General features: G+C 50.7%; 3 tRNA genes and 1 rRNA gene. All 4 read left to right on the top strand.

Annotated elements, in window-relative coordinates:
* A 5S ribosomal RNA gene (rrf, locus tag CD129_RS00145) occupies positions 1-99 on the top strand; the annotation flags it as partial.
* Positions 100-112: 13 nt separating this feature from the next.
* Positions 113-188: transfer RNA gene (locus tag CD129_RS00140), tRNA-Val, on the top strand.
* A 5-nt stretch (positions 189-193) separates the two neighbouring features.
* Positions 194-269, top strand: a tRNA-Thr gene (locus CD129_RS00135).
* Between the two features lie 7 nt (positions 270-276).
* Positions 277-349, top strand: a tRNA-Lys gene (locus CD129_RS00130).

The raw sequence follows: 349 nt of genomic DNA, 5'->3' as shown, positions 1-349 counted from the left end.
AAGAGGTCACACCTGTTCCCATGCCGAACACAGAAGTTAAGCTCTTTAGCGCCGATGGTAGTTGGGCTTACGTTCCGCGAGAGTAGGACGCTGCCGGGCAATATTGTTAAATGGAGAATTAGCTCAGCTGGGAGAGCATCTGCCTTACAAGCAGAGGGTCGGCGGTTCGAACCCGTCATTCTCCACCATTTTTGCCGGCCTAGCTCAACTGGTAGAGCAACTGACTTGTAATCAGTAGGTTGGGGGTTCAAGTCCTCTGGCCGGCACCATTTTTTAGAGCCATTAGCTCAGTTGGTAGAGCATCTGACTTTTAATCAGAGGGTCAGAGGTTCGAATCCTCTATGGCTCA

Origin of the sequence: Mammaliicoccus fleurettii (assembly GCF_003970575.1) — a bacterium.
GTDB classification, from domain to species: domain Bacteria; phylum Bacillota; class Bacilli; order Staphylococcales; family Staphylococcaceae; genus Mammaliicoccus; species Mammaliicoccus fleurettii.
Note: the sequence above shows the minus strand (reverse complement) of the source record. Positions and strands in the feature narration are given on the sequence as shown.